Below are 25,690 nucleotides of genomic sequence, written 5' to 3' on the forward strand. Positions count from 1 at the left end.
CGAGCAGACGCCCTAAACCAGGCCGCTGACGAAGTCGCCGGCTTGCGCCGCTTCCAGCACGGTGCGCATCGCGTCCGCGCTTTGCCGCCAGGAGAATTCGACGCTGCGGACCTGCGCCTTGGTGCCGAGCTGGTCGCGCAGCAGCGGATCGGACAGCAGTTGTTCGAGCCGATCGACCAATTGGGCGCGGTCGTCCGCCAACACCCCGGTCACCCCGTCGACGATCGAGTCCGACAGTCCGCCGGAGGACCGGTACCCGATGGTCGGCACGCGGTGCTGCGCGGCCTCCACCACCGCGAGTCCCCACCCCTCTTTGCGCGACGGCAGCACGTGTACCCATGCGCTTTGCAGCACATGGTGTTTGGTCACGTCGTCGACGTGGCCGTGGAAAGTGACCGCGTCGCCGATGCCGAGCCGCTGCACATGCTCCACGAGTCGCCGCCGCCACCACCCGTCGCCGACGATCTCGAGGTGCAGACCCGGGATGCGCGGCCGTAGCTCCGCGACGGCTTCCAGCGCGTCCTCGATCTGTTTGTGGGGCACCAGTCGGGACAGCACGACCACCCTTGGGGCTGCGGCCCGGGGCCCGGACAACGTCGGTGCCGGCGCCTCGTCCAGCCCGTTGCGTACTACCGCGATCCGCTCGGTGCCCACGCCCAGGGCAACCAGATCGCGGGCTGAAGGCAGCGAGACCGTCAGGTACTGGTTCTGCCGGTGCAGCCGCGGCGACAGCGTCGACTCGACGAACCAGCCGACCTTGGCGATCACCGGCCCGGCCACCGGCCATTGCTCGCGGTGGCAGTGGTGCACCAGCACCACCACCCGTCGGCGGTATACCAGCCGGGCCAGGAAGGGCCAGCCATTCTGAGTATCGACCACGAGGTCGGGCCGCACTCGCCGCAACGGGCCGAGCCGGAATCGGGCCGCCACCATGGCCAACAACGCCCAGATGTATACCGAGTACCGCCCACCCGCCCGGCTGATGCGCACACCGTCGACGACTTCACGTCGTGGCGCGCCTGGGTAGCGCGCGGTGCGCAAGGTGACCTGGATACCGGAGGAGGCCAGTTGGGCGCCGATGCGCTGCAGGTAGGTCTCGCTGCCGCCGCCCTGCGGGTGCCCGGTGTCGCGCCAGCACAGGAGCAGCACCGAGCGCAGGTCAGACATAAGTCGTCAGCCTAACCGTTGACGGCCGTAGGGTGTGGCGAGTGTTGCGTCGCGTTGTCAGTGGTGTGCTGTAGGAACAGGTATATGAATTTGGCGGTGTGGGCGGGGTGCGACGGTGTTACGCGGGTGGAGTCGCTGGTTTCGCACTGGGCTTTGCCGGGCCCGGCCCGGAAGGTGGGACGGCTGATTCTGGTGAACGATGCGGTTGCCGAGACCGTTGGTCGTGGGCGGACGGCGGTGTACGCGCGGGTGTCGTCAGCGGACCAGAAAGCCCGATCGGGATCGGCAGGTGGCGTGGGTGACCGCGTGGGCTAGGGCCGACGAGATCTCGGTCGATGAGGTTGTGACCGAGGTCGGGTCGGAGCATCGCCGTAAGTTCGTTGCGTTGCTGCGCGACTCGTTGGTGGGCGGGATCGTGGTGGAGCATCGGGATTGGTTCTGCCGGTTCGGCTCTGAGTATGTCGAAGCTGCGCTCGCGGCGCAGGGCCGCGAGCGGGTCGTGGTCGACTTAGCTGAGGTCGATGATGATTTGGCGGGCGATATGACGGAGTTTCTCGCCAGTATGTGCGCGCGGCTCTACGGCAAACGCGCGGCTGCCAACCGTGCTAGGCGTGCCGTCGGTGCGGCGGCTGACGCCGGGAAAGGCGAGGCGGCCTGAGGTGGCGAAGTTCGAGATTTCTGAGGGCTGGACGGTGCAGGCGTTCCGGTTCACGCTGGATCCGACCGCCGACCAGGCCCGCGCGTTGGCGCGCCATTTCGGTGCTCGCCGCAAGGCCTACAACTGGACCGTGGCCGCGCTGAAAGCTGATATCGACGCGTGGCGTGAGACCGGCGTCGAAACGGCGAAACCGTCGCTGCGGGTGCTGCGCAAGCGGTGGAACAGCGTCAAGGACGACGTATGCGTCAACGCGGAGACCGGTGTGGTGTGGTGGCCGGAGTGCTCGAAAGAGGCCTACGCCGATGGCATTGCCGGCGCAGTCGCCGCGTACTGGAATTGGCAGAGTTCCCGTGCGGGTACACGCGCTGGCAAACGCGTCGGATTCCCTGGGTTCAAGAAGAAGGGCCGCGACTTCGATCGCGTGTCGTTCACGACCGGAGCGATGCGCGTGGAACCTGATCGCCGCCATCTGACGCTGCCGGTCATCGGGAGGGTGCGCACACAAGAGAACACCCGCCGTATCGAGCGGCTCATCACTAAAGGCCGGGCGCGGGTGCTGGCAATCACGGTGCGCCGCAGCGGCACCCGTCTCGACGCCAGTGTGCGAGTACTCGTGCAGCGCCCGCAGCAACCGACGGTTGCGCAGCCCGACTCACGGATCGGCGTGGATGTCGGGGTCCGCCGGCTGGCGACGATCGCCACCCCAGATGGCACCGTGATCGAACGCGTCGAGAACCCGCGCCCGCTTAACGCCGCGTTGCGCGAGCTGCGTCACGTGTCGCGGGCCCGGTCGCGCTGTAGGAAAGGCTCGCGGCGCTACCGTGAGCGCACCACCGAGATGTCCCGGCTGCACCGCCGGGTCAACGATGTCCGTACCCACCACCTGCACTGTCTGACAACACGATTGGCCAAGACCCACGGCCGCATCGTTGTCGAAGGCTTGGACGCGGCCGCGATGCTGCGCCAAAAGGGCCTTGCGGGGGCGCGTGCCAGACGGCGCGGACTCTCCGATGCCGCCCTGGGCACTCCGGCCCGGCACCTGTCCTATAAGGCGGGCTGGTACGGGTCGGCGCTGGTGGTCGCTGACCGCTGGTTCCCGTCGTCGAAAACCTGCCACGCCTGCGGGCATGTGCAGGACATCGGCTGGGTCGAACACTGGCAATGCCACGGCTGCTCGGTCACGCATCAGCGTGATGACTGCGCCGCGATCAACCTCGCACGCTACGAGGACACCATTAGCGTCGTCGGCCCAGTTGGGGCCGCCGTCAAGCGTGGAGCCGACCGTAAGACCGGGCCTCACCCGGCGGGTGGCCGTGAAGCGCGGAAGGGAACCGGCTACCCGGCCGGGGAACAACCCCGAGACGGGGTGCAAGTCGCGTGACCACTAAAGATCACTCACTTGCAACGGTGTGGCGAGTGGCGGCGACCGAAATTTTCGCGCGGCGGGCGACGCTGGCCCGCTCGCTGCGGCTGCTGTCCGAGTTCCGCTACGAACAGCCGGACCCGGCGCGCTTCTACGGCGCACTGGCCGCCGACACCGCGACCATGATCGGTGATTTGTGGCGGGCCATTCACGGTGAGTCGCCCGTCGGCCGCACCCTACTCGACGTCGGCGGCGGGCCGGGCTATTTCGGAAGCGCGTTCGACGACGCCGGCATCCGCTACATCGGTGTCGAACCGGACCCGAACGAGATGCATGCGACCGGGCCGGCCACACCCCGCGGCTCAGGCATGTTCGTCCGGGCGTCGGGCATGGCGCTGCCCTTCGCCGACGACTCGGTGGACATCTGCTTGTCGTCCAACGTCGCCGAGCACGTGCCGCGGCCCTGGCAGCTGGGCGACGAGATGCTGCGCGTCACCCGGCCGGGCGGGCTGGCGGTGCTGTCCTACACGGTCTGGCTGGGCCCGTTCGGCGGACATGAAATGGGCCTGAGCCACTATCTCGGTGGACACCGGGCCGCGGCGCGGTATGCCCGTAAGCACGGTCATCCGGCTAAAAACGACTACGGGTCGTCGTTGTTCGCGGTATCCGCCGCCAACGGCCTGAAGTGGGCCGCCGGCACCGGCGCTGCGATCGCCGCATTCCCCCGCTACCACCCGCGATGGGCCTGGTGGATGACGTCGGTGCCGGTGCTGCGCGAGTTCTTGGTCAGCAATCTGGTGCTGGTGCTTCAACCGCGATAATGGAACATGTTCTAATCTTGCTTCCGCTTGGGTAGGGTGGCGCCATGAGCCACAGCCAAACGACCGAATACGACAAACTCTTCATCGGCGGCAAGTGGACGGAGCCGTCGACGTCGGAGGTCATCGAGGTGCACTGCCCGGCCACCGGCGAATACGTCGGCCGGGTGCCGTTGGCGGCCGCGGCCGACGTGGACGCCGCCGTCGCCGCGGCGCGCGCCGCCTTCGACAACGGCCCCTGGCCTTCGACGCCGCCAAAGGAGCGCGCGGCCGTCATCGCGAAGGCGGCCAAGGTGCTGGAGGAGCGTAAGCCGCTGTTCGCCAAGCTGCTGGCCGACGAGACCGGACAGCCGCCGACCACCGTCGAAACGATGCATTGGATGGGTTCGATGGGCGCGCTGAACTTCTTCGCCGGCCCGGCGGTCGACCAGGTGAAGTGGCGGGAGGTCCGCAACGGCTCCTACGGGCAGAGCATTGTCCATCGCGAGCCGATCGGTGTGGTCGGCGCGATCGTCGCGTGGAACGTGCCGCTGTTCTTGGCGGTCAACAAGCTGGGCCCGGCGTTGCTGGCGGGCTGCACGGTGGTGCTCAAGCCGGCCGCCGAAACACCGCTTACCGCAAACGCTTTGGCGGAGGTGTTCGCCGAAGCCGGCCTGCCGGAGGGCGTGCTGTCGGTGGTACCCGGCGGGATCGAAACCGGGCAGGCGCTGACGTCGAACCGCGACGTCGACCTGTTCACGTTCACCGGCAGCTCGGCCGTCGGCAAGGAGATCGGCCGCCGCGCCGCCGAGATGCTCAAGCCGTGCACCTTGGAGTTGGGTGGTAAATCGGCGGCTATCGTGCTCGACGACGTCGACCTGGCCGCCGCGGTGCCGATGCTGGTGTTCTCCGGGATCATGAACACCGGCCAGGCCTGTGTGGGCCAGACCCGGATCCTGGCGCCACGCTCGCGGTACGACGAGATCGTCGAGGCGGTAAGCAATTTCGTGCAGGCGCTACCGGTTGGGCCGCCGTCGGACCCGGCCGCCCAGATCGGCTCGCTGATCTCGGAGAAACAGCGCGCCCGCGTCGAAGGCTACATCGCCAAGGGCGTCGAGGAAGGCGCGCGACTGGTGTGCGGCGGCGGCCGTCCCGAGGGCCTGGACAACGGCTTCTTCGTGCAGCCGACGGTCTTTGCCGACGTCGACAACAAGATGACGATCGCCCAGGAGGAGATCTTCGGGCCGGTGCTTTGCATCATCCCGTATGACACCGAGGACGACGCGATCAAGATCGCCAATGATTCGGTGTATGGGCTGGCCGGCAGCGTGTGGACCGCCGATGTACCGCACGGTATCGAGATCTCGGAGAAGATCCGCACTGGGACGTACGCGATCAACTGGTACGCCTTCGACCCGTGCTGTCCGTTCGGCGGCTACAAGAATTCCGGCATCGGTCGCGAGAACGGGCCGGAAGGCGTCGAGCACTTCACCCAGCAGAAGAGCGTGCTGATGCCGATGGGCTACACGGTCCAGAGCTAGCGACCCTTAGCGCCGAACGTGCTCTCACGGCGAGAAATGGGCCAAATTTTCGCCGTGAGAGCACGTTCGGCGTTTGGCTGGGCGACACCCCGGGGCTGTTTAGCGTCGCTAGCGGCCTTGGAAGCGGGCCTGGCGTCGTTCGATGAACGACTGCACGCCCTCTGCGGCGTCCGCGCTGGCGAACAATTCGGTTATGGCCGGGACGAGCCCCTGGATCGCGGCTGCCTCGCCCTGCTCACGTGCTGTGTGCGCTGATGCAAGCGTGGCTCTCACGCCCAGCGGCGCGGCGCGTTCGGCGATGGTCTGCGCGATCTCCCGGGCCCGGGCCTGCGCTGCCGCCGCGTCGTCGGCCACCTCTTGGACCAGGCCGATGCGGTGCGCCTCGGCGGCGTCGAACTCGTCGCCGGTGAGCAGCCAGCGCATGGCATTGCCCCAGCCGGCGTCGCGAGGTAGGCGGATCGTCGCGCCGCCGAACGGATAGATCCCGCGTTGCACTTCGAGTTGCGTGAACCGGGTGTCGGCGGCGGCGATGCGGATGTCGGCTGCCAGCAGGAGTTCGATGCCCAAGGTCATGCACCAACCGTGTGCGACCGCCACCAGCGGGGTGGTCCACGGCCCGTCCAGCCGCCAGGGGTCGCGGCCGTCTGGCGGGACCGGCCGCTCGCCGGCGGCGATGGCCGGAGCGACGTCGACCAGATCCAGCCCTGCGGTGAAGTGGTCACCGTGCGCGAACAACACCCCGGCGCGTATCGATGGGTCGGATTCCAGCAGCCCGTATGCGCGGGCCAGGTCGGTCAGCATTGCGCGGTCGAACGAATTGCGTTTGTGGGCCCGGTTCAGGCCGATCAGCAGAACGTGCCCGTCCCGCTCGAGGGTCACGGTGTCCAAGTTCATCGGGCTAGTCAAACGCAGCCCTAGCTAATATGCAATACCTCATACTCTTGGTCGGAATCAGCGTCACGTCCGCTCAGGCCCCGAAACGGCTCTTCCCAGTACACGCACTGTTAACCGGGAATGGACTTGCTTACTAGATGGTTGTCTCATATGCTATTCACCATAATTATGGGTCGGCGAGAAACTCCGGCGCATAAGAGCAGCACCCGCCAGGGAGCAGCCCACGGCTGGAGAAGATTATGTGGATCCTCGAACTCAACGTGGCCGGCTATCAATTCACCCGAGAGATGCCGGACCTGCGCCGTCGCCCGACCTGGTTTCACCCACGCAATATGCACTGGCCGGCCCTGCGACAGAATCACGCTGCATGACCCCGCTCAAGGATCCTGCGTCGGCAAAGCGATGCGACACCCGGACGAAGATGCTGATCAGCGCCGCCGAGGTGATGCGCGAACGCGGTGCGGCCGGCGTGACGATCGACGAGGTGCTCGCCCGCAGCGGCGCGCCGCGCGGCTCGGTGTACTACCACTTTCCCGACGGCCGCATCCAGATCCTCGCCGAGGCGCTGCGGTACTCCGGTGATCTGATCACCGCCACCATCGACGAGGCCGTCGACCGGGGCGCCAAGGCCCTGCTGCGCGAGTACGTCAAGTTCTGGGAACGCCTGCTGATCGACGGAGACTTCAACGCCGGTTGCCCGGTGGTCGCCGCGGCGATCGGCTGCGGCGCCGACGACGAACCGGAGCTGTCCGCGGAGGCGGGCGCCATCTTGGGGCGGTGGTGTACCGCGATGACCCGCGCGTTCGTTGCCGAGGGCTTTGGTGACGCGGATGCCGCTTCGCTTGCGGTGATGACGATCTCCGCGATGGAGGGCGCAATAGTGCTGTGCCGCTCGACGCGCAGCGTGCTCCCGTTGCGCCAAGTTGCCGAACAGCTCGAATTCCTAATCAAGGCAAGGGAATTCGTCTCGCGGCAAGTTCCGCCGCAAAGGGCGACCGCGGGCAGCAGTTCAGTCGCTGGCGGGTAGCGGTTTGACCTCTTTGAGCTGCAACGCGGTCTGGCCCACGCTGAGGCTTCCGGCCCCGGGCTTGGTCACCAGCACCTCGGCCCCGTTTTCGTCCACGTAGCGCTTGCCCATGATGGTGCCGTCGGCGAAGGCAGGGTCGAGTTCACCCTTCCGCTCGCCACCAAGCTCCACCATCGGGACACCGCCGCAGCGCAGGTCGTCAAGGCTGTCGGCGCTTCTGACCACGATCACCTGGGTGTCGCAGACTTGGCTGGCCAGGCGGGTTCCGTTCTTGATCATGCGTGTAATCCTTCTAGCTCTTCGATGATCTCTCGGCGAAGTACCTTGCCGGTAGCGGTAGTTGGCAGTTCGTGGCGAAACACTACGCGGTCCGGGGTACGCGATCCGCGTAAACTCTCGCGGACGTACTCCCGCAGTTCGTCGGGGTCGGGCTCGACGTCGTCGGCCGGCACCACCACCGCGACGATTGCCTGGCCCCACTGCGGATCCTCGACGCCGACGACGGCGACATCGCGCACCTGCGGGTGCTCGACCAGCACTTCCTCGAGCTCCGCGGGTGCGATGTTCTCGCCGCCGCGGATGATGGTGTCGTCGCTGCGCCCGCCGATGAACAGGTAACCGTCCGCATCGAGCACGGCGATGTCTTTCGTTGGGAACCAACCATTTTCGTCGAGAACCGAGCCGATCCCGGTGTAGCGGCCGGACACCTGCTCACCGCGCACGAACAACTCGCCGCTCTGCCCCGGCCCCAACACGGTGCCGTCTTCGGCGCGGATCTGCAGCTCGATCCCGGGCACCGGCTGCCCCACCGATCCAAGTCGCTTGGCGACGGCCGGATCCGAGGAGTACAACGCGGCGCGGTGGTCGTCCGGGGTCAGCACGGCGATCGTCGAGCTGGTCTCGGTCAGCCCATACGCGTTGACAAAGCCGACATTCGGCAACAGCTGCAGCGCCCGGCGAACCAACGGCAGGCCCACCTTCGAGCCGCCGTAGGCCAGGTTGCGCAGCGAGGGCAGTTCGTGGTGCCCGCTCTCCAGCACGGTGACGATGCGGTCCAGCATCGTGGGCACCACCGTCGCGGTGGTGACGTGTTCGGCGTTGATCAGCGAAACCCATTCCTGCGCATCGAAATTGGGCAGATAGACCATCTTGCGGCCGGCGTACAGATTCGACAGCGCGGCGCCGACGCCGGCGATGTGGTACGGCGGCACGCAGATCAGCGCGGCGTCCGTGGGATCTGCTGACTCGAATTCGACCGTACCGGTGACATAGCTGGTCAAGTTGTTGTGCGAGAGCTCGACCGCCTTGGGTTGCGAGGTGGTGCCCGAGGTGAACAGCACGATGGCCACGGCGTCGGGGTCGGCGAACTCGGCGACCGGCTCGGCGCTGCGCGCGGCCGTCAAGAAGTCATCGGAGACCATCACCCGCTGCGCCACGTCGCCGAGCATCTCCCGATAGCGATCGTCGACGATCACCAGCGGTTCGGGCAACCGGCGGATCAGGGTTTGGATGCCGTCGGCGGATAGCCGGTAGTTGATCGGGGTGAACGCCAGCCCGGCTCGCGCCGCGGCGAATATCAGCACCGGTAACAGCGCACCGCCAGTGCCGACGTAGGCGACGTGGCGGGCTTTCGAAGCCGCGATGACGCCCGCGCCGCCGTCGGCGAGGTCGCTGAGCTGCTGCGTCGTCAGCCGCAAGTCGCCGTCGACGACAGCCGTGCGATCCGGGTGACTCGACGCCGCCATCTCGAGCAGCAACGAAACGCTCATCCGCGATCTTTCCGGGTTTTCGGCCTTTACAAATCTAGGCCGTAGTGTAACCCATGCTACGGGGGCTCGTTACGCCGCCGGTTGCCGCCAGGGCGACATTCGGGGAATCCATCGCGGAACGTTGCGCCGGTACTCGACGTAGTCGGCGCCGTAGCGCTGCACCAGATGGGGCTCTTCCCAGAACCGGATCACGACCGCCATCACCGTGAAGAAGATCGCGAACCAACCGAGCAGCGCGGCGGACGCGGTGACCGCCGCCTCCCCCAGCAGGACGCAGAGCACCCCGGTGATCATCGGGTTGCGGACGTGCCGGTACGGTCCGCGCACGACCAAATGCACCGGCTCGCCCAGCACCGGGCCCACACCGAGCGTGCCTTTGCCAATGCGGTGGAACAGCACGTTCGTCCAGACCATCAGCGCCAGTCCCGCGGCGATCAACAGGACGCCGACGGTCGCCAGCGCGATGGACGCGGGCGAATTCAGGTCCGGCGTCCGCACGTTCGCCGGGCTCACGATCAGCGCGGGTATGACAAGCGTCATCGTGATCGGCGCGACCAGGATCGAGAGCAGGTGGCGCCACCAGAGCCGTCGCTCATGCGTGTTGGTAACCATACTTCAACCTCCGTTCAAGAATGAATGTACGCCCATGTCGGCGGTTTGATCAACGGGCGTTGAAGTATGCTGCCGGGATGCCGGAGGCGCGGCGCAGCGGCCGGTGGCGCACCGGTCAGCAGAGCAGGCAGCGCATCATCGATGCCGCGCGCGAACGCTTCATGCACGACGGCTACGACCGGGCCACCGTGCGCGGCATCGCCGCCGACGCCGAAGTGGACGTGGCGATGGTCTACTACTTCTTCGGCAGCAAGGAAGGGCTTTTCACCGCGTCGGCACTGACCGGTCCCGAGCATCCCCTGCAGCATCTGGCCGCACTGCTCGAGGACGGCACCGAAGACCTCGGCGCGCGGCTGGTCCGCCGATTCCTCGAACACTGGGACCGCGGGGCCGAATATGAGCCGCTGCTGACGTTATGGCGCTCGGCGGCGATGCACCCCCAGGCGCGAAAGGTGTTGCACGACAGCCTCGCCGGCCCGATGGCCGAGCGGGTCGCCACCGAGTTCGGCGTGCAGGACGCGGAGCTGCGGGTGGAGTTGGTGGCCAGTCACCTGGCCGGGCTGGCGTTCGCCCGCTACCAGCTGAAGATCGAGCCGATCGCGTCGACCAGCATCGAGGATCTGGTCGCCTGGCTGGGCCCGACCGTCGAGCGCTACCTGACGGGATAGTGGCGAGCAGACGCAAAGTCGCCCTATTTCGGCCCAGGATAGGGGATTTTGCGTCTGCTCGGCAGGCTAAGTCCCCGTCCAGCGGGGCGGGCGCTTCTCGGCGAACGCGATCGCGCCCTCTTTGGCGTCGTTGGACATGAAGATCGGGGCCAGGATCTTGACCTGTTCGGCGAACCTGTTCTCCGGGCTCCAGCCGCGGGATTCGACGATGATCCGCTTGGTGGCGGCCACCGCCAGCGGCCCGTTGGCGGTGATCTTTTCCGCCAGCGCGATCGCTGCGTCCAGCGCCTTCCCGGGCTCGGCCAGGACGTTCACCAGGCCCAGCTCGTGCGCACGCTCGGCGGACAGATTGTCACCGGTCAGCGCCAACTCCATCGCGATGGCGTACGGAATGCGCTCCGGCAGCCGCAGCAGCCCGCCGCCACCGGCCACCAGCCCCCGCTTGACCTCGGGAATTCCGAATGCGGAGTCCCTGGCCGCCACGATGAGGTCGGTGGCCAGCGCCAGCTCGGTCCCGCCGGCCAGCGCGTAACCTTCGACCGCCGCGATCAGCGGTTTGGCGGGCGGACGTTCGGTGAAGCCCATCCCGCGGCCTTCGACGACGACGTTCTCGCCGCGGGCGAACGCCTTGAGATCCATGCCCGCGCAGAACGAGCCACCCGCGCCGGTCAGGATTCCCACCGAAAGGCCATTGTCGCCGTCGAGGCGGTCCATCGCGTCGGCCAGCCCTCGGCTGACCGCCGCGTTGACCGCGTTCTTGGCCTTGGGCCGGTTGATGGTGATGATCAGGATCCGGTCCCGCTGCTCGACCAGGACCTCGGGTTCGGTGTTCGCTTCGTCGCTCACAGTGCAGATGGTAACGGTCGGCCCGGTTGACGAACCGGCCGGTCAATGTAATGGCGGCTCAAGCCTCGATCAAGCCGGCGCCATCGCGGTCTCGACGACCGTCAGATCCTCGGAAAGCCCAGCGGCCCTGCGTATTTCGACAAAGTCGGCGACCATGGCCTCGGTTACCTCGTGCGGGTCCTTGACGGTGGCGCCGTCGGAGAGCACGGAGATGTTGAGCTGGTCGACGTAACTCCACACGGTGATGTTCAGGCCGCTGCCAGCGGTCAACGGACCCACCGAATAGATCTCGGTGACCAGCGCGCCGCCCACCTTCCCGCGTTCGCGAGGACCGGGAACATTCGAAATGTTCAGGTTCAGCACCTTGTTCTGCCCGTCGCGGCCCGCCATCCACCGGAACAAGGCTTCCGTCGTCGCCGGTGGCCAGTACGCCGCCCAGCGGCTGATCAGTTCCGGCCCCAACAGCTGGTGGCTTTCCTTGGCGGACACCGCATTCTCGTGGGCGGCCCGGACGCGTTCCAGCGGGTCGTCGCAGTCGGTCGGCAGCGCCACCATGATGCCGCTGAACCGGTTTCCGGAGATCCGCTCCGGCGAGAAGTCGTAGGCCACCGGGACCGACGCCAGCAGCGGCTCGGCCTTGCCGTCGTACCGCAACAGGAGGGTGCGCAGCGCCCCGCTCGACATCGCCAGCACCATGTCGTTGATGGTCACGCCGAGCTTCTTGCCGGCCGCCTTGACATCGGCGAAAGCCAGTGTGGCGGTGGCGAATCGGCGCTCAGGGGTAAGCATGTGGTTCATGAAGGTGGACGGCGGGGTGAACGGCCGCGTCAGTTCCGGCGACAACTTGCGCGAACTGCGTCGCACCCGGTTGATGCCCTGCGCCGTGTACCGGACCGTCGCGGGGATTCGCCCGATGTGGCGGATATGGTCCACGAACGCCGAAGTCATCAATTCCGCCTTGGTGGGCGCCGGATCTGGCGTGTACGAGCCGCTCTGCGGGGTGGGCATCAGGTCCATGCCGTGCGCCATCAGGTTCGCCGACGCCACACCGTCGGCAAGCGCATGGTGGATCTTGACCACGACGGCGATCCGGTGGTTGGCCAGGCCCTCCACGAAGTACATCTCCCACAGCGGGTAGGCCCGGTCCAGTGGCGTACTGGCGATCTGTCCGATCGCCTCGTCCAGTTCGCGACGGCCACCCGGCGGCGCCAGCTGCCACGGACGAATGTGGTACTCGAAATCGACTTCGCAGTTCTCCCGCCACATCGGGTGGTGAAACTTCAGCGGGACGTCGACCAGCTGATAGCCCAACGGCACGAGCTTGTCCATCCGGTCGGCGATGACCTGACGGAACGCCTTGATATCGAAACCCCGATGCTCCTCGTCGAGTTCGATCACGGCGACCTTGATGGTGTGCATGTGCACGTTGGGAGTTTCGCTGTACAGCAGTACCGCGTCCCAGCCGCTGAGCCGTTTCACCGCAGGCCCCTACTCATACGGGAACCTTACAATCGGCAGCCGCTCAGATAACCCGTTTCGCGAACTGCGTGCGGTTGCGATACACCTGATTGAGGAACAGGGCCGTCGCGTGCGCCATGGCACCCGCACGGGGACCGTCGAGCAAGTCGAAGCCATGACCAGCCCCGGGCAGCTCGACATAGCTGACCAATGAGTTGGACACCGAACGTAACCGGTCGACGAAACTACGGGCCTGCTCCACCGGGATCACGGTGTCCTTGCTGCCGTGAATTACCAAGAACGGCGGGGCATTTCGATGCACACGCGCGATCGGCGAGGCAGCCCGGAACACTTCGGGATGACGGTCTATCGACCGCCTGACCACCACCCGCTCCAGGAAGTCGACGAACCGGACCCTTTCGGGGGTCGAGCGGTCTTCCCAGTCGTAACGGCCGTAGATGCCCACCACCGCGTCCACCGAGCTGTCGGCACCTTCGGGCAGCGCGGCCTGGAAGGCGGGATCGTTGCCGGTGAGCCCGGCCAGCGCAGACAGGTGCCCGCCGGCCGAACAGCCTGCCACCGCAATGAAATTGCGGTCCCCGCCGAACTTGTCGACGTTGGCCCGCGCCCACGCGATGGCGGTCTTGACGTCGGCGATGTGGCGCGGCCAGCGGTGGTGCGGCGCGACGCGGTAGTCGATCGCCAGGCACACCCAACCTTGTTCTGCCAGTCGAGATATCAACGCGGAACCTTGCAGGGTGCGACTACCGTGCACCCAGGCACCACCCGGTACGAAGATCAGCACCGGGGCGGGCTCGGTGGGCAAATCGTTACGCCGCCAGACGTCGAGCATCTGGGCGGGACTGTCGCCGTAGTGGACGGCGCGGCGGTAGAGGTGCCGCCGCTGCCGCAACGCCTCCCAAATCGGCGGCGTGCGCTCGGCCGTGGGCCACTCGGCGTCCAGGTCCGCCGACGAGACGACACCGCGCAACGCCGTGACGGAAACCTCGTGTGTGCTCTCGCGTTCGCGGCGGCGGACTTCTTTGACATCGGCTCCTCGCGTCAGCCAGCCGCGGGCCGCGGCGGCAGCGAATTCTGGCGCGTGCCGGGCGCCCCAGACACTCACGGCGGTGACTGTGCCCAGCGGCTCAAGGCGCTTACCTACGATCGGTAGCGAAGCCCCTGCAGTGCTGAGGGCCAGCATATAGTCGGTGGGCCGGGCCCGTAGCAACCATCTCATACAGGGCGTCATGCGCGGTCCCCTCGCCGTCATGGTTGGCAGCGTACCCCCACCCGAATGGGGACAACCACGTTTGCGGCACCAAATCTGCGTCGGCGAAAATTTGGCCTCGCGCCGATCCCCGAGGCGCCGCACGCATACTGAATTGGTGCCGATCGCTCCGACCGCCGATGTTCACCCCGATCTGCGCCGCATCGCGCGCATCGCCCCACGCCAACTGGTCGGTCCGCGGACCTTGCCGCTGGTCCGCAGGTTGAGTGCGGTGATAAGGGGTCGCGGCCCGTCCGACGACGTCGAGGTGCTCACGCTGGAATCCGGGACCGGCGTCCGGCTGTTCCGGCCGGTCGGCGGGGACGGACCGACGCCCGCCCTGCTGTGGATTCACGGCGGCGGATTCGTGATGGGCACCGCACGGCAGGACGACCGGGTCTGCCGCGGCTTCAGCAAAAGGCTGGGCATCACCGTCGCATCGGTCGACTACCGACTCGCACCGGAACACCCGTATCCGACGCCCCTTGAGGACTGCTACGCGGCGTTGACCTGGCTGGCCACCTTGCCTGCGGTTGACCCGGGCCGGGTGGCGATCGGCGGCGCCAGCGCGGGCGGTGGCCTGGCGGCGGCCTTGGCGCTGCTGGCCCACGACCGCGGCGAAGTGTCCCCGGCATTCCAGCTGCTGGTGTATCCCATGCTCGACGACCGCAGTTGCGAGGCCGCCGACAAGCCGAACTACCGGCTGTGGAATGCGCGCGCCAACCGGTTCGGCTGGACGGCGTATCTGGGTGCCGCCGATCCGGTGGTCGCTGTTCCGGCCAGGCGCGCCGACCTGAGTGGCCTGCCGCCCGCCTGGATCGGCGTGGGCGACAACGACCTGTTCCATGACGAAGATCTTGCGTACGCAGAACGCTTGCAGAATGCGGGCGTACCGTGCCAGGTCGAAGTGGTGCCGGGTGTCTTCCACGGCTTCGACCTGGTTGCGCCGAAAGCGCCGGTGTCACAACGGTTCTTCGCGAGTCAATGCGATGCCCTGCGGTCCGGGCTCGCGCTGTCGGTGTGAGCGGTCACATGGCGAAATACACGAGTTGACCGCCGATGACGGTGGCGGCCACCATGCCGGCGTCCAGCTCGGCCAGTACCGTCGCCGGTGGCTCGTTCAGCACACACAGGTCCCCCGGCTGCCCGACCGCCACCGTCCTGACCCGGCCCGGCTGATCGGAACGTCCCAAAAACATTTCCAAAGCCGTTCGCGCCGAGACACATTCGTTCGCACCGAGGACGGCGCCGGACAGCGTAGTGCGATATACCGCGGCGCGCATCGCAGTCCACGGGTCGCCGTGCCCGAACGGCATGTCGGTAGAAAGCGCCACCGGCACCGACGCGTTCAGCAACGATGCCACCCGCCACAGCTGACCGTGCTCGGCGGCGGGGACGTCCGCGAGATAATGATCGCCGCGCTCGGCGACGAAGTTCGGCTGGGTGACGACGGTGACCTGCAGATCGGCGAGGTCGCTCAGATTGTCGTCTGGCACAACCGATGCGTGCTCGATGCGATCGAGTGGATGGCTGCCGGCCTCGCGCAGGGCCGCGATGGTCACCACCAGTTGAGCCGCGGTCACGCAGTGCACGGCCACGGGCCGGCCACCGTCGTGCTGCTCGGCGATCCAGGCCGTCAGGGAGTCCAGGTCCAGCCGGTCGTCCTGCAGGATTATCTTGCCCGGTGACAAGAAATGCAGCCGTGGCCGGAATTCACCGCGGCGGTGCGCGACCATCAGCGACACCATGTCGTCGGCGCTGACGTCGGGCGTTGCGTCGGTGACGCCGGTGACGCCGGTTGCGGTGATCCGCCGACTGAGTTCGGCCAGATTTGTCTCGCGCCGCTGCACCGCGTCCGACCAGCCAGGGTCGGCACTGCGCAGGCGGCCGTCGGCATGCTCGGCCATGCCGATGCGGCCCAGCGCGGCGGAGTTGAGCATCCACAGTGCGCCGCTGCGGTGCTGAATGCGCACCGGAATGTGGGGCACCACCGCGTCGATGGCAGCACGGTCCAACTCGCCGGCGACCGACTCGTGATAGCCGACCGCGCGGATCCATCCGTCGGGACCGGGTGTGGCGTTCGATAACAGTTGCGCCAGTTGATCTCTGGTGCTGACCCCGGGCGGCCCGACCAAGAATGAATCCAACGCCGACGCAGCGGATCGCACGTGCACATGGTGGTCGTGCAGGCCGGGCAGCACGGCTCCGCCCCCGGCGTACAGCACACCCTCCCCGGGCGTTGCCACCAGCCCGCTGCCGACTTCCTCGATCTGCTCGCCGACGCGGATGTCGACGGTTCTGCCGTCCAGCAGCGTAGCACCCTGAATCAGCATGAGAGACAGCGCCTTTGGGCAATCAGTCGGCGAACCTTAGCGTCGTCGGCGCCGAGCTCGGGCGCTGACGTGGTTACCACCGGAGGCTGCGGGGGCGGTGCCGGATACGCCGAGACGGGCGACACCGCCGGTAAGTTCGCATAGCCGGCGGCCACCGCCGCCATGGCCACCTGAACCAGTTCGCCGCCACCCCGGCCCAGCGATTCGGTCACGGCCAACGTTGCCTCCAGCCCGGTCAGCGGGTCGGCGATGGCGTCCCCGCAGAACACCGGCCCGTCGCTGCTGGCACCGACCAAGCCACCGGCCACCGCGGCGTCGTCGCCGAAGGCGGGTCGTCCGGGGTCGTCGTATCCGCCGATTTGCAACCAGATTCGTCCCGCCCCCGGTGCAATGTGTTCCGGTCCGAGCCGACGCCGGGCCAGCGCCGCGGGCCGCGAACCCTCGATCACGATGTCGGCGACGGTGAGCAACTGCCGCAACTCGTCGGCTTGGCGGTCGAAATCCAGGCAGTAGGACAGTTTTTCGCCGTTGATCCAATCGAAGAAGGCTCGGTTTCCGCCGCGGGTTCCGTCTGGGCGGCGGCGGCTTTCGACTTTGACCACGGTGGCTCCTGCGCGGGCCAGCAGTTTCCCGCACAACGGGCCGGCCCACATCGACGACAGATCGGCCACCAGCAGACCCGCCAGCCCGCGCCCGGGGACCGCGTCGCCCATTCGGCGAATCCGCGGTGATGTGGGGGTTGTCTCACCCAATGCGGCAGCCGGAATGTCGAGCAGCCGTGCTCGCTCCACCATTTCCGAGACGAAACGCGTTGCGGCCCAAGCTGTCAGCTTCGGCCAGGGGTCGGCGGGCATGTCGTCGACCTGCAGTAGGGCGGGTACGGCGGCGACGTCGTCGGGGCGGGACAGCGTGATCGCCCCCCAGCCGTCCCGAGTCCGCAGCAGCCGGGTGGCGCCGCCGGCCGATATGCGTCCGCCGCGGCTGAGCCCGAGCAAGCCGGCCCGGCCGGCGAGCAAACAGGCCGCGTCGGGGGTGATCCGTTCGGCACGGGTCAACACGTTGGCCCGGGAGAAGTCGGGTGGCCCGTCGGGCAGACCGGTCAGATAGGCCAGCCCGCTGTCAGCCCAGCGTGCCAGCTCACCAGTCATGGCCACCATTGTGCTGTAGCCACCGCATGGGGCATTTAAAACTGCAGTGCACTGAAGCGCCAGTCCAGCACGGGCCGGTCGGGCCCGTCGGCCGAATCGCCGACCGCGTACACGACCGACCGCAACCCCAGCACCCCGCCGTGGTCCGTCGCCTCCGCGGACTCCACATGCAGATCGCTGTACAGGGTGTCGCCCTCGTATACCGGGCCGGTGTGGTCGCAGGACTGCCAGCCCAGGACCGTCACCAAATTGGGCAGCAGCCGGTTGGCCTGGGCGAGGGCCAGCCCGATGGTATGCCCGCCATAGACCAGCCGAGCGCCGTTGACACGCGAATCATGGTGTGTGGCAGCAATGTTCAAGGTAAGGCGGGCCAGCTCGGGCGCGCTGCTGACCACGTCCGCGGTGCTGTGTAGCACCGCACCCGCGAGACCGGTGTGAAAATGCGGTCCCGGCACGCGGTTTCGGAATACCTCGCCGTCCCAGTCCGCGGTGGGATCGGAGGCCGGCGCCAATGGGTCTGAGCCGACGGCGGACAGATCGTCGGCCGGCGCATTGGCGGGATCGAACTGCGGGCCCGCAGGCAGCATCGCGCACCGGTAGAAGTCGAGCACCAACCGGTCGGCCTGGTCGATCGTGATCATCCGCAGCGCCGCCAGGCCCGTCGGCGCCCGCCCCGGTTTGGCCGAGTTCGCCCGCAGCCCAACGACTTCCGTTCGGGTGTAGATGGTGTCACCGATGACGGGGAATCGGTGAAACCTGAGCCCGCGGTAGAACAGGTTGGCTTTGACGCGCTGAGTCACCAGCGTCGACTGCCCGATCGCGACGTCGCACACCAGTCCCGGATGTACCTGCGGACCAGGCGTGCCGGTCACCGCGGCGCACAGTTGCGCATCGAGTGCCAGCCGCATCCGGTCGCCGACGATGGCCTGGTGGGCGGCGGCCAAGCCCGACGACAGGGTCGCCGCCGGCGCCCAGTCGAACACCTGCCCAACGGACAGGTCGTCGAAGTAGGGCCCGCCCTCGCGCACCCCCGCGTACCCGTTCGCATTCACCACGCCACATGCTGGCAGGCTGTCCAACCGAGGGTCAACGCGGGAGGCGGTCTCAGGTGAACGACGAAGAAGAGATGCTGATTGCCACGGTCCGGGCATTCATCGATCGCGACGTCAAACCGACCGTCCGCGACGTCGAGCACGCCAACACCTACCCCGAGGCGTGGATCGAGCAGATGAAGCGGATCGGCATCTACGGCCTGGCTGTTCCCGAGGAATACGGCGGGTCGCCGGTTTCGATGCCGTGTTATGTCCGCATCACCGAACAGCTGGCCCGCGGCTGGATGAGCCTGGCCGGCGCGATGGGCGGACACACCGTGGTGGCCAAGCTGCTGACGCTGTTCGGCACCGAGGAACAGCGACGGACATATCTGCCGCCGATGGCAACCGGCGAGCTGCGGGCCACCATGGCGCTGACCGAGCCGGGCGGCGGCTCGGACTTGCAGAACATGACGACCACTGCGCTGCCGGACGGCTCCGGCGGCTTGACCATCAACGGTGCCAAGACGTGGATCAGCAACGCACGCCATTCCGGGCTGATCGCCCTGCTGTGCAAGACCGATCCGAATGCCACGCCACGTCATCGGGGCATCTCGATCGCGCTGGTGGGGCACGGGCCCGGGCTGACGGTGTCGCGCGACCTACCCAAGCTGGGCTACAAGGGTGTCGAATCCTGCGAGCTGTCGTTCGACGACTACCGGATTCCCGAGTCGGCGATCTTGGGCGGCCAGCTGGGACAAGGCTTTTCGCAAATGATGAAGGGCCTCGAGACCGGCCGTATCCAGGTCGCCGCGCGCTCGCTGGGCGTTGCGTCGGCGGCCCTCGAGGACGCGTTGGCGTACGCCCAGCAACGGGAAGCGTTCGGCCGGCCGATTTGGCAGCATCAGGCCGTAGGCAACTATCTGGCCGAAATGGCGACCAAGCTGACCGCCGCCCGTCAGCTGACCCGCTACGCCGCCGAGCGGTACGACAGTGGCGAGCGCTGCGATATGGAGGCCGGGATGGCCAAGCTGTTCGCGTCGGAGACCGCGATGGAAATAGCTCTGAACGCCGTCCGAATCCATGGCGGCTACGGCTATTCGACCGAATACGATGTCGAACGGTACTTCCGCGATGCTCCGCTGATGATCGTCGGTGAAGGCACCAACGAGATCCAGCGCAACGTGATCGCCGATCAGTTGGTCGCCAGGGGCGGGATTTAGCCGCGCCCGAGCGCACCGGACGCCCGCCTTGGTGTGGCAGTATCTAGTCGACATCGGCCTTTCGGCGCACCCAGATCACAGGAAACGCATTGTCAGAGCCAGGGATGTGGCAGACCGCGCCGGGCGGGACGGAGTGGCCCGCTTACGGCCCGCAATACCCGGCCGCTCCCCCGCACTTCCAGCCGCCTTTCCAACCGCCTTTCCAGCCGCCTTTCCAGGCACCGCAGTTCCCACCGCCTTTCCAACCGCCGCGAAAACCGCGCTCGAGTCCGTTCGCGGGTGTGCCGCGCGGTGACTTCGCGGTGGACGCCGTCACCGTCGTCGCGTGGCCGGTCATCCTGCTGCTGCCCTGGACAATGGCCGAAAGGGCCTACCGCCGACCGGAAGTCATCGTCGGCTGCGTGCTGGCGCTGTGCGCGACCGTGCTGCCCTACCTGAGCCGAACCGGCATGTTCGGCCCCAGCTGGACGCCGGCCAAGCTCCGGATCGCCAAGCTCGTCACGGCTGCACCGCTAGGGCTTTGCGCCGCAACCTATTTCGTCATCGACGCGATCATCGGCTCCATCGACGGGGGCCCCACGAAATTCGCGCCCGCCCCCGGCGCGTGGATCGCGGCGGCCGCGTCGGTGCTGGCCGCCCTGCCGCGCCGCTCGGACCTGATCGACGGCGGATCGCAGGGCAACACCCGCCTATGGCGAGCCGTTCTGACTGTCACGTCCGCGGCACTTCCGGTGTGCGCGGCACTGGCATTGCTCGGCGTGCTGCTCGCCGCCTACCGGTCGCTGTCCGGGGTGCTGGAATTGCGGGCCTTGGTCTTGGTGCCGGTCACTCAGGCGGTGCTGCTGGTGATTTGGGTGATTGCGGTCTGCAGGGTGGCCCGCCGGGCCTCGCACGGTGACTCGCCCGGGCGGCTGGTGCTCGCCGCCGCCGGCGCGGGCGCGTTGATGTGGAGCGTCCTTGCGGCCGTCGGGCGATTCAGTCTCGGTGCTGCCGCGTCGTTGCACCTGCCGTTCGGCGGGTTCTCTCTCACCATGATCGCCGCGCTGATCGCCACCTCTCCCTCGCTCCGTCGACCCGGCGAGCTATCCGGCGCACAGCCGTGGCTCGCCGCAGCCCGCGGCGTCCTGGGCCTGGTGGTCGTCGCAGACCTATTGCTGTTGGCACAGATAATCGCCAACGTCACCCTGAGCGGAGCACTGACCGCTGCGGTGTTCACCACCCTGATCTGCGCGGGGCTGGGCGCCGTCGCGGCGGATTGGGCGCGACAGCAGATCGCCCTCAACGCATTACGCTGCCGGATGCCCGTCCTGGTGGCGTCGACGGTCCAAGGCGTCACCGGCTTGGTGTCGATCCTGGTGCTGGGATCAAGCCCGAACCGATGGGAAGTGGTGACCGGCCCGCAGGTGATCGCGGCGTTCGCCTTGCCTGCCGCGGCCGCCGCATTTGTGACGCTGCCCAGCCCGATCCGGTCCTTCTTCCCGACGGCGGCTCCGGGACCAATGAACGGTCCGCCGGATCCGGCCGTCATCGCCGCTGACCCCGCTACGCCTCCCCACGTCCTGTACAGCCTCGCGCAGCAGCACGGCGCATTGTGGCCGATCATCGCACGAAATCCGGCCGCGCCACCCGATCTGCTTGCCTGGCTGGCGCAGTCCACCGACCCCGAAGTCCGCGCCGCGCTGCACGCCCGCCAACAGATGAGGCCGCCGACGCCATGAATCCCCAAGGACCGCAAGCGACTTGGCAAGCACCAGCGCCGTTCCCGGGCCCGCATTACCCCAGCCGGGGTCCGACCGGGTCAACGCTGTTGCGCTGGAGCGCAACAGCTCTCGTCGTCTGCCTACTCCTGGTAGGCGGCGTCGTGCTGCACCGGACCGTGCTGTCGCGGCTTTTCGGCGGGGCGGCCTCGCCGCAAGAGGCGGTCACCCGGGCAATCGCGGCCATCGAAGCCGGTGACCTGACGCGGCTGGGGTTGTTGCTGCCGCCCGACGAGCTCGCCGGGCTCACTGACGTGGCGAAACAAGCCAGGCGGATCTCGTCCGCGCTCGGCGAGCAGAGCGATCTCCGCGGCGGCACCAAGGACGCCGGCGTGCAGGTGAGCGTCAAGAACCTCAAGTTGAACACCGAAGCCCAACAGAGTGGGCTGACAAAAGTCAGCATCGAAAATGCCGATATCGCAGCGTCTTTCGCTCCAGCGAAGGCATCCGGTCCCCTCAAGAAGTATTTCGACACCAAGGGATTGACCGCCAAGCAAACGACCATCACCGTCCGCGGCGCCGACGTGACGACGGACGGCCATACCCGGACCCTGCGGATCGATGGCCGCCAGCAGTCGCCGTTTGTCATGACGGTCCAACGCGGCGGCAGCTGGTATGTCAGCCCGCTTTACACCCTCTTCCAGTACATCTCCGAAGAAGACGGCCGGGGAACTTCACCGGTTACCGACTCGCCCGGTTTCGCCTCCCCGGTCGAAGCGGCCGAAGGCTACGTGTCGGCGCTGGCCAAAACGCTCAATGCCCGTAACATCACCGAGTTCGCTCGTGCCACGGGAGGGGTGGAGGGCCGCCTCCTGCAGACCTACCGCAACCTGTTCGACGCCAGACTGGACAAACTGAGCCGCAGTAACTTTTCCCTCGAAGTGACCAAAAGCCGGTTCACCCTAATCTCCCTGGACCAAAACGCCGCCCGGGTGCGGCCAGAGAATCTGCACCTGATGGCCACATCTGACGGCGAAATGCATGCGATCGACTGGGATGGCCGCTGCCTGACGGAAGACGACCCGAGCAACCATCAGCGAGCCTGCCTCGGGGACAAGTCGACCATCGGCCCGTTCACCCCACTGGTCGAGCGTCTGAACTATCTGGTGGCCGTCCGCTCCGACGGCGGCTGGAAGATCAGCGCCACCCGCACGGTATTCGCGATGGTTGCCGACGTGCTCAGCTGGATCGGAGATGCCGAGCTGCCAATCATCAAGGCGCTGACCCGGTCTGACCCCACCGAGCTGACAAAAGTCGCGAAGGTCGTCGGTACGGTGCGCGTCGATAGCACCGCCACGATCAAGGTCGAACCGATAGGCCCCTACGTTGACGGTGGGTACGCAGTCGTCAACATCCCTGATCCGGACGGCAAAGGGTTCGCGGTGTACTGCAAGACCCACACCAAGAGCAGGGAATGTGAGGTCGTCACGCTCGTCACGCCGTCCGGTAAAGCCCAGCACCGTTTCGACGGAGGCCGCGATGGCGAAGCGGGCGACTACAAAGCGATCATTATCGGTGAGACCGGCGATGTAGAGATCGCAGTCCTATCACGCCCTGAACGCTGACACCGGGTCAAGCATCTATCAGGCCCCAGCCCAGCGCGGTCGGTTTGTCGATGGTGTGACCGGACAACACTAAATACGCCGTGCGCCAACGGCCGATCCGGCGGGTGATGCTGACGGTGCCGCCGGCTCCGGGAATCAGACCGAGGCCCAGCTCGGGCAGGCCGAATACCGAATCATCCTGTGCCTCAACCCATCCGCAGAAAGCGGACATTTCCAACCCGCTGCCCAGCACCCGGCCGTGCACCTCGGCGCGGCAAGCCCGGCCCAGCCGGGCAGTGAGGGCGTCCAGCGCGAGCGCGGGGCTGTGGCGGGTGCGCGCCAGGTGTGCGCTCGCCGGGTCGGCGAAGGTGCCGAATTCCGCGAGGTCGCCGCCGCTGCAAAACGACGGCCCGTTGCCGCTCAAGACGATTTCGCTAACTGACGGGTCCAGCTGCGCGACGGTGAGCGCCTCCAGCAGTGCGGCACGGGCGTCGGTGGAAAACGCGTTGTGGCGCTGCGGCCGGTTGAACCTGATCCGCAGCGAATCGCCGTCGCGCTCAGCCTGAACGGGCTCGGCAATGTCGGGCATGCGGGCCGGACCGCGTTCGTCGAGCCAGCGCGCGAATTCCGGCCCGGCTTGCAGCGTCGAGTAAGCCAGCGACTCGGTTATCACCCCGGCCAGCGTCGCGCCGTTCGGGTCCACGGTACGCAATACGTCGTCGCACACGCTGCTGGCATGCGGCCAGCGCTCACAGCGCTGCGTCAGCTCGCCCAGCACTTTGGGAACCGAGTCGACGGTGACCACTCGGCGATCTCGGCAGGGATCCTCCGTCAGCGTGAAAGACGCTATTTCCAGCCATGTTTCGGCGTTGGCGAAATCGGCGGCCGAGCCGAAGGCGACGAAGACGCCCGGCGGAGAATCCGCGCGGACCTCGGAGCCGGGATCCGGCGGACTCGACAGGTCGACCAGCCGCAGCATCGGTCAGGCCGAATACTTTTTAATCAGCTCGTTCTTGTAGAGCTTCCCGGTGTCGGTGCGCGGCAGTTGCGCCTCGAACGCGATCGACCGTGGACACTTGAAGTGCGACAACCGATCCCGCAGCCAGGCAAGCAGCTCGTCGGCGAACTCGTCGGTGGCGTCGGCCGGATCCACCGTTTGCACCGCGGCCATGACCCGTTGGCCCATCTCGTCGTCGGGAACGCCGAACACCGCCGCATCCAACACCTTTGGATGGGTGACGAGAAGATTCTCGGTTTCCTGCGGGTAAATGTTCACCCCGCCGGAGATGATCATGTGGTGCCGCCGGTCGGTCAGGTACAGGTAGCCCTCGTCGTCGAGATAGCCGACGTCACCGACCGTCACCCAGCCGTGCTTGTCCCGCGACGCCGCGGTCTTCGCCGTGTCGTTGAGGTATTCGAACGCATATCCGCCGCCGAAGTAAATCTCGCCGGGCTGTCCCGGCGGCAATTCGTTGCCGTGCTCGTCGAGAATGTGTATCTCGCAAAGCATCGGCTTGCCGACCGACCCGGGATGCGCCAGCCAGTCCTCGGCGGTGATCAACGTCGACCCGATCGCCTCGGAGGACGCGTAGTACTCGTCGACGATCGGGCCCCACCAGTCCATCATCTGCTTCTTGATCTCCACCGGACACGGCGCGGCCGCGTGCATGACTCGCTGCAAGCTGGACAGATCGTATGAATTACGCACTGTCTCAGGCAGTTTCAGCATCCGGGTGAACATCGCCGGCACGAACTGCCCGTGGGTCACCCGGTAGCGCTGGATAGCGTCCAGGCAACCCTCAGGGTCGAATTTCTCCAGGACGACCGTCGTGATGCCGCCGGCCTGCGCACTCATCGACCATACCGACGGCGCGGTGTGATAAAGCGGCGCCGGGCTCAGATAGATCGACTCGGGTGTCATCCAGAACCCGACCAAAGCCGACATCATGCCGGGCACCTCGCTGGGCGGCAGGTGCGGCAGTTCGCGCTTGATGCCCTTGGGCCGGCCGGTGGTGCCCGAGGAATACTGCAGCAGGTCACCCTCGATCTCGTCGCCGATCGGCGTATCCGGTTGGTCCGCAACGCAATCCGGGTAGCGCTCCCAGCCGTCCGAGTCAGCGTCGGCGAGGAGCAACAGATCGGGCAGTCCGCCTGGCAGGTGTTCCTGCAGTTGCTGGCAGGTCTCACGCAAGACGGCTGACCCGATAATCGCCTTGGCGCCGCTGTTGTCGATGATGTAGGCGGCCTCCGCCGCGGTCAGGTGCGTGTTGATCGGCACGTAGTACAGGCCGCTGCGGCGAGCGGCCCACATCACGGCGTGGATGTGCTCGTTGTTCTCCATCAGGATCGCCACCGCGTCGCCTTCGCGCAGGCCCGCGCGACGGAAGTAATGCGCCAGCCGATTCGCGCGAGCCTCCAGCTCGTCGAACGTGATGACCGTGCCGGACGGGTGCAAGATGACCGCCGGTTTTCCGCTGCCGACATGCTCACGGATTTGCATGGCTGAACTTTACGATGCGTAGACGCGACGGGCGTCGAGGCGTCGGTTTCATGCCGCCGGAATGCGAACCGGGGTGACCCTGCC

At 67.0% G+C, this 25,690-nt stretch carries 22 protein-coding genes and 1 pseudogene; 10 read left to right on the forward strand and 13 right to left on the reverse strand.

Features of this window, described 5'->3' with window-relative positions; genetic code table 11:
- Positions 1-12: 12 nt before the first annotated feature.
- Positions 13-1,167, reverse strand: coding sequence for a glycosyltransferase family 4 protein (locus AC5Y2L_RS02895; RefSeq protein ID WP_499934411.1), 1,155 nt, complete (start codon positions 1,165-1,167; stop codon positions 13-15).
- Positions 1,168-1,251: 84 nt separating this feature from the next.
- Here AC5Y2L_RS02895 and AC5Y2L_RS02900 point away from each other — a divergent pair.
- The 4 genes and pseudogenes from AC5Y2L_RS02900 to AC5Y2L_RS02915 all read left to right on the forward strand — a co-directional run bounded on the left by AC5Y2L_RS02900 (position 1,252) and on the right by AC5Y2L_RS02915 (position 5,526).
- Positions 1,252-1,825: pseudogene (locus AC5Y2L_RS02900) on the forward strand (IS607 family transposase).
- A gap of 1 nt (position 1,826) precedes the next feature.
- Positions 1,827-3,206, forward strand: coding sequence for an IS607 family element RNA-guided endonuclease TnpB (gene tnpB, locus AC5Y2L_RS02905; RefSeq protein WP_499934409.1), 1,380 nt, complete (start codon positions 1,827-1,829; stop codon positions 3,204-3,206).
- Positions 3,207-3,241: 35 nt separating this feature from the next.
- Complete coding sequence (locus AC5Y2L_RS02910; protein ID WP_499934408.1) at positions 3,242-4,009, forward strand: class I SAM-dependent methyltransferase; 768 nt, start codon at positions 3,242-3,244, stop codon at positions 4,007-4,009.
- Positions 4,010-4,053: 44 nt separating this feature from the next.
- On the forward strand, positions 4,054-5,526 hold the full coding sequence (locus tag AC5Y2L_RS02915; protein WP_499934406.1) for an aldehyde dehydrogenase: 1,473 nt from the start codon (positions 4,054-4,056) through the stop codon (positions 5,524-5,526).
- A gap of 108 nt (positions 5,527-5,634) precedes the next feature.
- Here the strand turns inward: AC5Y2L_RS02915 and AC5Y2L_RS02920 are convergent, their stop codons facing one another.
- A complete protein-coding gene (locus tag AC5Y2L_RS02920; protein WP_499934405.1) occupies positions 5,635-6,420 on the reverse strand; it encodes a crotonase/enoyl-CoA hydratase family protein in 786 nt (261 codons plus the stop codon).
- A 367-nt stretch (positions 6,421-6,787) separates the two neighbouring features.
- Here AC5Y2L_RS02920 and AC5Y2L_RS02925 point away from each other — a divergent pair, with 367 nt between their 5' ends.
- Positions 6,788-7,447, forward strand: coding sequence for a TetR/AcrR family transcriptional regulator (locus AC5Y2L_RS02925; protein WP_499934404.1), 660 nt, complete (start codon positions 6,788-6,790; stop codon positions 7,445-7,447).
- Here the strand turns inward: AC5Y2L_RS02925 and AC5Y2L_RS02930 are convergent.
- The 3 genes from AC5Y2L_RS02930 to AC5Y2L_RS02940 form a co-directional block, all read right to left on the reverse strand.
- Positions 7,430-7,726 carry a hypothetical protein gene (locus AC5Y2L_RS02930; RefSeq protein WP_499934402.1) on the reverse strand — a complete coding sequence of 99 codons (297 nt, stop codon included), beginning with the start codon at positions 7,724-7,726 and terminating at the stop codon, positions 7,430-7,432. The genes AC5Y2L_RS02925 and AC5Y2L_RS02930 overlap by 18 nt on opposite strands.
- Positions 7,723-9,216 carry a class I adenylate-forming enzyme family protein gene (locus AC5Y2L_RS02935; RefSeq protein WP_499934401.1) on the reverse strand — a complete coding sequence of 498 codons (1,494 nt, stop codon included), beginning with the start codon at positions 9,214-9,216 and terminating at the stop codon, positions 7,723-7,725. Before AC5Y2L_RS02935 ends, AC5Y2L_RS02930 begins: the two co-directional genes overlap by 4 nt.
- Positions 9,217-9,285: 69 nt before the next feature.
- Complete coding sequence (locus AC5Y2L_RS02940) at positions 9,286-9,828, reverse strand: methyltransferase family protein (protein ID WP_499934398.1); 543 nt, start codon at positions 9,826-9,828, stop codon at positions 9,286-9,288.
- 77 nt (positions 9,829-9,905) lie between these two features.
- On the opposite strand from AC5Y2L_RS02940, the gene AC5Y2L_RS02945 reads away from it, so the two are divergent.
- Complete coding sequence (locus tag AC5Y2L_RS02945; protein WP_499934397.1) at positions 9,906-10,496, forward strand: TetR/AcrR family transcriptional regulator; 591 nt, start codon at positions 9,906-9,908, stop codon at positions 10,494-10,496.
- Between the two features lie 66 nt (positions 10,497-10,562).
- Here AC5Y2L_RS02945 and AC5Y2L_RS02950 read toward each other — a convergent pair whose 3' ends face one another.
- From AC5Y2L_RS02950 to AC5Y2L_RS02960, 3 genes are all read right to left on the reverse strand, one after another.
- A complete protein-coding gene (locus tag AC5Y2L_RS02950; RefSeq protein WP_499934395.1) occupies positions 10,563-11,342 on the reverse strand; it encodes a crotonase/enoyl-CoA hydratase family protein in 780 nt (259 codons plus the stop codon).
- Positions 11,343-11,411: 69 nt separating this feature from the next.
- Complete coding sequence (locus AC5Y2L_RS02955; RefSeq protein WP_499934394.1) at positions 11,412-12,821, reverse strand: WS/DGAT/MGAT family O-acyltransferase; 1,410 nt, start codon at positions 12,819-12,821, stop codon at positions 11,412-11,414.
- A gap of 43 nt (positions 12,822-12,864) precedes the next feature.
- The gene (locus tag AC5Y2L_RS02960; RefSeq protein ID WP_499934393.1) at positions 12,865-14,073 is read right to left on the reverse strand and encodes an alpha/beta hydrolase fold domain-containing protein; all 1,209 of its coding nucleotides are present in this window, start codon (positions 14,071-14,073) and stop codon (positions 12,865-12,867) included.
- Positions 14,074-14,194: 121 nt separating this feature from the next.
- Between AC5Y2L_RS02960 and AC5Y2L_RS02965 the strand changes: the two genes are divergently transcribed.
- Positions 14,195-15,094 (forward strand): alpha/beta hydrolase, encoded by a 900-nt coding sequence (locus AC5Y2L_RS02965; RefSeq protein WP_499934641.1) that lies wholly within the window; start codon positions 14,195-14,197, stop codon positions 15,092-15,094.
- A 4-nt stretch (positions 15,095-15,098) separates the two neighbouring features.
- On the opposite strand, the gene AC5Y2L_RS02970 is transcribed toward AC5Y2L_RS02965, so the two are convergent.
- Genes AC5Y2L_RS02970 through AC5Y2L_RS02980 form a run of 3 tightly spaced genes read right to left on the reverse strand, consistent with a single transcriptional unit; the run spans position 15,099 to position 18,603 of the window.
- Entirely contained in the window at positions 15,099-16,403 is a 1,305-nt protein-coding gene (locus AC5Y2L_RS02970; protein WP_499934392.1) for an amidohydrolase family protein, read from the reverse strand.
- Positions 16,397-17,551: a CoA transferase gene (locus AC5Y2L_RS02975; RefSeq protein ID WP_499934391.1), complete on the reverse strand. Its 1,155-nt coding sequence runs from the start codon at positions 17,549-17,551 to the stop codon at positions 16,397-16,399. Before AC5Y2L_RS02975 ends, AC5Y2L_RS02970 begins: the two co-directional genes overlap by 7 nt.
- 35 nt (positions 17,552-17,586) lie before the next feature.
- Positions 17,587-18,603 (reverse strand): MaoC family dehydratase, encoded by a 1,017-nt coding sequence (locus AC5Y2L_RS02980; protein WP_499934389.1) that lies wholly within the window; start codon positions 18,601-18,603, stop codon positions 17,587-17,589.
- Between the two features lie 8 nt (positions 18,604-18,611).
- On the opposite strand from AC5Y2L_RS02980, the gene AC5Y2L_RS02985 reads away from it, so the two are divergent.
- The 3 genes from AC5Y2L_RS02985 to AC5Y2L_RS02995 all read left to right on the forward strand — a co-directional run bounded on the left by AC5Y2L_RS02985 (position 18,612) and on the right by AC5Y2L_RS02995 (position 23,127).
- Complete coding sequence (locus AC5Y2L_RS02985; protein ID WP_499934388.1) at positions 18,612-19,805, forward strand: acyl-CoA dehydrogenase family protein; 1,194 nt, start codon at positions 18,612-18,614, stop codon at positions 19,803-19,805.
- 281 nt (positions 19,806-20,086) lie between these two features.
- Entirely contained in the window at positions 20,087-21,523 is a 1,437-nt protein-coding gene (locus tag AC5Y2L_RS02990) for a DUF7937 domain-containing protein (protein WP_499934386.1), read from the forward strand.
- A gap of 158 nt (positions 21,524-21,681) precedes the next feature.
- Positions 21,682-23,127 (forward strand): hypothetical protein, encoded by a 1,446-nt coding sequence (locus AC5Y2L_RS02995; RefSeq protein WP_499943540.1) that lies wholly within the window; start codon positions 21,682-21,684, stop codon positions 23,125-23,127.
- A 7-nt stretch (positions 23,128-23,134) separates the two neighbouring features.
- Here the strand turns inward: AC5Y2L_RS02995 and AC5Y2L_RS03000 are convergent, their stop codons facing one another.
- Both AC5Y2L_RS03000 and fadD4 read right to left on the reverse strand, forming a co-directional pair.
- Entirely contained in the window at positions 23,135-24,085 is a 951-nt protein-coding gene (locus AC5Y2L_RS03000; RefSeq protein WP_499934384.1) for an enoyl-CoA hydratase/isomerase family protein, read from the reverse strand.
- 3 nt (positions 24,086-24,088) lie between these two features.
- Positions 24,089-25,606 carry a fatty-acid--CoA ligase FadD4 gene (gene fadD4, locus AC5Y2L_RS03005; RefSeq protein WP_499934382.1) on the reverse strand — a complete coding sequence of 506 codons (1,518 nt, stop codon included), beginning with the start codon at positions 25,604-25,606 and terminating at the stop codon, positions 24,089-24,091.
- Between the last annotated feature and the right edge of the window lie 84 nt (positions 25,607-25,690).

The sequence above is a fragment of the Mycobacterium sp. NGS66 genome, from assembly GCF_059812225.1.

Excerpts from the sequence above, each read along its gene's own strand:
- AC5Y2L_RS02915 (WP_499934406.1), top strand. The coding sequence starts at position 4,054 with ATGAGCCACAGCCAAACGACCGAATACGACAAACTCTTCATCGGCGGC.
- AC5Y2L_RS02945 (WP_499934397.1), top strand. The coding sequence starts at position 9,906 with ATGCCGGAGGCGCGGCGCAGCGGCCGGTGGCGCACCGGTCAGCAGAGC.
- AC5Y2L_RS02940 (WP_499934398.1), bottom strand. The coding sequence starts at position 9,828 with ATGGTTACCAACACGCATGAGCGACGGCTCTGGTGGCGCCACCTGCTC.
- AC5Y2L_RS02920 (WP_499934405.1), bottom strand. The coding sequence starts at position 6,420 with ATGAACTTGGACACCGTGACCCTCGAGCGGGACGGGCACGTTCTGCTG.
- AC5Y2L_RS02925 (WP_499934404.1), top strand. The coding sequence starts at position 6,788 with ATGACCCCGCTCAAGGATCCTGCGTCGGCAAAGCGATGCGACACCCGG.
- AC5Y2L_RS02960 (WP_499934393.1), bottom strand. The coding sequence starts at position 14,073 with ATGACGGCGAGGGGACCGCGCATGACGCCCTGTATGAGATGGTTGCTA.
- AC5Y2L_RS02895 (WP_499934411.1), bottom strand. The coding sequence starts at position 1,167 with ATGTCTGACCTGCGCTCGGTGCTGCTCCTGTGCTGGCGCGACACCGGG.
- fadD4 (WP_499934382.1), bottom strand. The coding sequence starts at position 25,606 with ATGCAAATCCGTGAGCATGTCGGCAGCGGAAAACCGGCGGTCATCTTG.
- AC5Y2L_RS02985 (WP_499934388.1), top strand. The coding sequence starts at position 18,612 with ATGCTGGCAGGCTGTCCAACCGAGGGTCAACGCGGGAGGCGGTCTCAG.
- AC5Y2L_RS02975 (WP_499934391.1), bottom strand. The coding sequence starts at position 17,551 with ATGACTGGTGAGCTGGCACGCTGGGCTGACAGCGGGCTGGCCTATCTG.
- AC5Y2L_RS02935 (WP_499934401.1), bottom strand. The coding sequence starts at position 9,216 with ATGAGCGTTTCGTTGCTGCTCGAGATGGCGGCGTCGAGTCACCCGGAT.
- AC5Y2L_RS03000 (WP_499934384.1), bottom strand. The coding sequence starts at position 24,085 with ATGCTGCGGCTGGTCGACCTGTCGAGTCCGCCGGATCCCGGCTCCGAG.
- AC5Y2L_RS02970 (WP_499934392.1), bottom strand. The coding sequence starts at position 16,403 with ATGCTGATTCAGGGTGCTACGCTGCTGGACGGCAGAACCGTCGACATC.
- AC5Y2L_RS02930 (WP_499934402.1), bottom strand. The coding sequence starts at position 7,726 with ATGATCAAGAACGGAACCCGCCTGGCCAGCCAAGTCTGCGACACCCAG.